Annotated in this window: 4 protein-coding genes; all 4 read left to right on the top strand. The window is 41.0% G+C overall.

Annotated features, from left to right (window positions below):
- Positions 1-1,758, top strand: a 1,758-nt coding sequence (locus JXA84_09905) for a tetratricopeptide repeat protein (protein ID MBN1151516.1), incomplete at its 5' end; no start/stop codon positions are given.
- Entirely contained in the window at positions 1,748-2,071 is a 324-nt protein-coding gene (locus tag JXA84_09900) for a hypothetical protein (GenBank protein MBN1151515.1), read from the top strand. The genes JXA84_09905 and JXA84_09900, both read left to right, overlap by 11 nt.
- Positions 2,072-2,101: 30 nt before the next feature.
- Positions 2,102-2,890, top strand: a complete 789-nt coding sequence (map, locus tag JXA84_09895) for a type I methionyl aminopeptidase (protein MBN1151514.1) — start codon at positions 2,102-2,104, stop codon at positions 2,888-2,890.
- Between the two features lie 9 nt (positions 2,891-2,899).
- Entirely contained in the window at positions 2,900-4,249 is a 1,350-nt protein-coding gene (locus JXA84_09890; protein ID MBN1151513.1) for an aminopeptidase, read from the top strand.
- Positions 4,250-4,351: the final 102 nt, after the last annotated feature.

Below are 4,351 nucleotides of genomic sequence, written 5' to 3'. Positions count from 1 at the left end.
TTCGACGGATATTTTTCGACTCTCAAAGAAGAAATATCGACACTGCCGTCATCTGTCGGTGAAATAGAAAATTTCATAAAGACCAACAACGTCTTAGATTTTCTCCGAGACAAAGAGACGAGGGAAAACGAACTCGCAAACATTCTGCTTGCAAACGTCAGCAACATACTCTCCAAAAATCAACAATCCCTCATGGAGAGCTTGTCCATATACATCAATTCCATGACTTCAGCCATAAACACAATCCCGGATTCTCTGTCTAGTTTAGAGAATTCGGTAAAAGCAGCCAACATAGCCGATTACCTCAAAGAAAAAGAAACCAGAGACAAAGAAAATATCGAAAAAGCGAACCAATCCCTGATTCAAGCGATAGAAAACGCAAAAAATGAAATGGCAAAAGTTTCTTCCAACAACCAATCCCTTTTGGAACAGAAAATTTCGGAATTAGTAGAAACCATAAAGACAACCGGTGACAATCAAGAAGAAATTCTCACACAAATCAGCAACAACGAATCATCTCTTGGAGTAATTTTCTCGGAAAACACCGCAAACCTCACCGAAAGGTATTCAAAAGACCTGTCTGACAGTTTCGACAGACTTATTCAGAACTTGATACCAGTCTCAAAAATGTCAGTTCAAGGCATCATGGAAATCAGAGATGAGATCAAACAAAACGCTGTAAAAATGATCACTGAAAAAGAAAAAAGAGACAGGCTTTTCGTCAAAGAAGCTATATCCAGGTGGATTGAAGCCTACTCTAAAGAACAGAGCTCTCTTTTTTCCATTATCTCCGCATTGAAAACGGACATAGAAGATATCCGCCAATCGATGGCGCATGTCACCCAGGGAAACTCATGGACCAAACTTGTCGAGTTCTTGGAGAATTACGTCAAAGGCGTAACTCTCGCTGAAAGTAAAAAGATACAAATGCTTATGGATTTCAGGGAAATAGTGTCATCAAAAATCCTGCCCCACCTCCACAACATTTCTACAATAGCCCATCTACAAAAGCAAGGAACCGATACCTCCGTTCAGCTCTTCAATTCCTTGTCGCAGCAAAATGAAATGATGGTCAATTCGAACAGAGAAATGACACAGATGATACGTGAAGCTTCAAGCAGCATTACCAAAGCTTTCTCCTCCATCGGCAGCCTCATCGAATCCCAGCGGCAAAGCGTTGAGAACATAAATTCCCTATCAGAAAAACTTGAAAACATTCTAGTAAAGCAAATCGAAGTGTTTGAACGGGAGGAAAAAAACCTGAAAACACTGGAAAAAGAAAGCAACAGATCCAAAGCCATGACCCACAATGACAGAGGAGTGGGTTTTTATCACACAAAACAGTTCCACACAGCAATCAAGGAGTTTCAAAAAGCTACCGACCTCGCTCCGGAACTTCACGAACCTTATCTCAACCTGGGAATTGTTTTTGCCGAAATAGGAGAAATGGAAAAAGCGAAAAACCTTTTCACCAAAGTCATAGAGATGAGTCCTGAAACCGTTGAAGCTTATATAAACCTCGGCCTTCTATATGTCTATGACGAAAAACTCGATCAAGCAGAGACCTTAATCAAAGAGTCTTTGAAGTTTTCACCCAATTATTCAAGATCCTTGTCAGCTCTCGGTGAAATCTATTTTAAAATGAAAAAATACGATCTGGCCGAAGACGCTTGGCAGAGAGCAGTAGACGTAAATCCCCTCGACGAAGAGGCAAAAAGGGGATTAAAACAGCTGAGAGGTGAAGACATTGCCGAGTAATATTTTTCAAAGACTATCCGTTATTTTGAAAGACAAGCAGAAAAAAACATTGTTCAACAAGTATTTCAAAGAGGAAACCGAATCAGCTTTCGCCTACAAAGTGGATGTCCAGCAAGACGGGTTGATTCCCGACATTCAAAAAGAATCCCAGAACTCGGAGTTCATGACAACACCCATAGATGAAATAGCAAAAAAGGTCGGAGGTGAAGTAAGAATAGATTCTCAGGATTCATCCCAAAACGAAGATATCTTCGGTTCTTTCGGGACAGGAATCAGAGAAATCAAATTTGAAGACACTCAAAGCGATAACTGATAAAGAATGCCTGACAATGATTGGAAAACCATGGAATTGAAAACCAGACATGAAATTGAAAAAATGAAAATCGCCGGAAGTATTTTAGCGAAAATTTTATCCGAACTCTCCCAGAGCTGCGTCCCAGGCAAGACAACTTCGAGCATAGACGCATTAGCTTTCAAGCTCTGTGAGAAGTATTCCGCAAAGCCTACTTTCTTCGGCTACCGAGATTATCCCGGCGCGATATGCATTTCGGTAAACGACGAGGTAATTCACGGACTGCCAGGAAAAAGAGTTCTCAAAGAGGGGGATTTAATAGGCTTGGACATGGGCGTCACCTATGAAGGTTGGATAGCTGATTCAGCCCTGACAGTGATAATTCCACCCTTTTCAAAAAAAATGGAAAAGTTGAGAGACACAACTCAAAAAGCTCTCTACGCCGGAATTAAAGCGGCTAAACCCGGATCAAAGCTTTTTGACATCAGCTCTGCGATATTTAAGATCATAAAAGAAAACGGCTTTTCTTCCGTCAGAGAATTCGTGGGCCACGGAGTCGGCAGAAATCTGCACGAAGAACCGAGTGTTCCAAATTTCGTACCTGAAAACAATTCAGGTTTCAGAAACATCAAAATTCTACCCGGCATGACCATCGCCATAGAACCGATGGTCAACGAGGGCTCCCACAATGTAAAGGTTTCTGGGGACAACTGGACTGTGACTACAGCAGACGGAAAACTTTCGGCTCATTTTGAACATACTATAGCCATTCTTAAAAATGAGATTCACGTCCTGACGAAAAGAGAAGATGAAAAAATCGACGAAATAATAAAATTTTAAGGAGATACAATGAAAGAAAAGCACAGCGATCCGGATTTTCCTCTTGCTTGGACTAAAATGACAGATGAGGAAAAAAAAGAAGCATTCGAAAAATCCGAAGAATACAGAAAATTTTTGAGCGTAGCTAAAACTGAACGCGAAGTAGTTGACTGGTATAAAGGTAAATTGACCGGGAAAAAATACCATTTTCAGGAGTTCATGAATAAATCCATATCTATTTCTCGCCTGGGGTCTGAATCCCTGGAATCAGGTATCAACATAATTGTCTCACACATCGACTCTCCAAGACTCGATTTAAAACCCAATCCTCTATACGAGGATTCCGGGTTGGCTTTTCTAAAAACCCATTATTATGGAGGGATAAAAAAATACCAGTGGGTTTCAAGACCTTTAGCACTTCACTGCTTTTTAATTGATGGTAACGGAGAAAAAAAGCATATAGTCATTGGTGAAAACCAAAAAGATCCCGTTTTCACAATAAATGACCTCTTGCCGCATCTTTCTCATAAAGTCCAAGACGACAAGAAAATTCAGGACGCGATACCTGGGGAAAAACTAAACCTTCTTGTGTCTTCCTTGCCAGATGAAACCAAAAATGAAGAAAGCGTAAAAAAAGCAGTGCTCTCTTTTTTGAAAGATAATTACGGCGTATCATTCAAAGACCTTTTATGCGCTGAATGTGAAATAGTTCCATCAGGCGAGGCACTGGACGTAGGTTTCGACAGATCTATGATAGGTGGATACGGACAAGACGACAGAATATCTGCATTTTGCTCTTTCAAAGCGTTCGAAGAAGCAACAGACCCCAAAAAAGCCTGCATGGTTCTAATGTTAGACAAAGAAGAAATCGGGTCTTCCGGAGACACCGGAGCGGATTCAATCATCTTGGAAGATGCCGTCCATGAACTGCTGAAATCTTCATATAAAAATGTCAGTTATTCAACCATCAGGCAAACAATGCGAAAGAGTTTTTGCATTTCGGCTGATGTAGCCTGCGCTCTCAACCCCGATTATCCTGAAGTATTGGAAAAGAACAACGCGGCAAAACTCGGACATGGTATCACGGTCGTCAAATACGCTGGTTCAAGGGGAAAATCAGGGACCAACGACGCTCACGCTGAGACCATATCAAAGATCCGTGGTATTTTCGATTCTTCAAATGTCGTATGGCAAATTGGTGAACTAGGAAAAGTTGACGAGGGAGGGGGCGGAACAGTTGCAAAATTTATTTCTTATTGGGGAATACCGACAATTGACTGCGGAACACCTGTTTTATCGATGCACTCTCCTTTCGAAATTAGCCACAAAGCCGATATTTTTCAAACAATAAAAGGCTTCAAAGCTTTTTATCTTTCATAGGAGAAAACAATGCCCAAATTGGCTATAAAAGGCGGTAAACCTCTCAATCAAGACAATTTTCCGGTGTGGCCGGTATTTGGAGATTCAGAACGTGAAAACTTA

The organism is candidate division WOR-3 bacterium (assembly GCA_016926475.1).
Taxonomy (GTDB): domain Bacteria; phylum SDB-A; class SDB-A; order SDB-A; family SDB-A; genus JAFGIG01.
This window is presented reverse-complemented; position numbering and strand designations above follow the sequence as displayed.

Coding starts and splice junctions, on each gene's coding strand:
- JXA84_09890 (MBN1151513.1), top strand. CDS start 2,900: ATGAAAGAAAAGCACAGCGATCCGGATTTTCCTCTTGCTTGGACTAAA.
- map (MBN1151514.1), top strand. CDS start 2,102: ATGGAATTGAAAACCAGACATGAAATTGAAAAAATGAAAATCGCCGGA.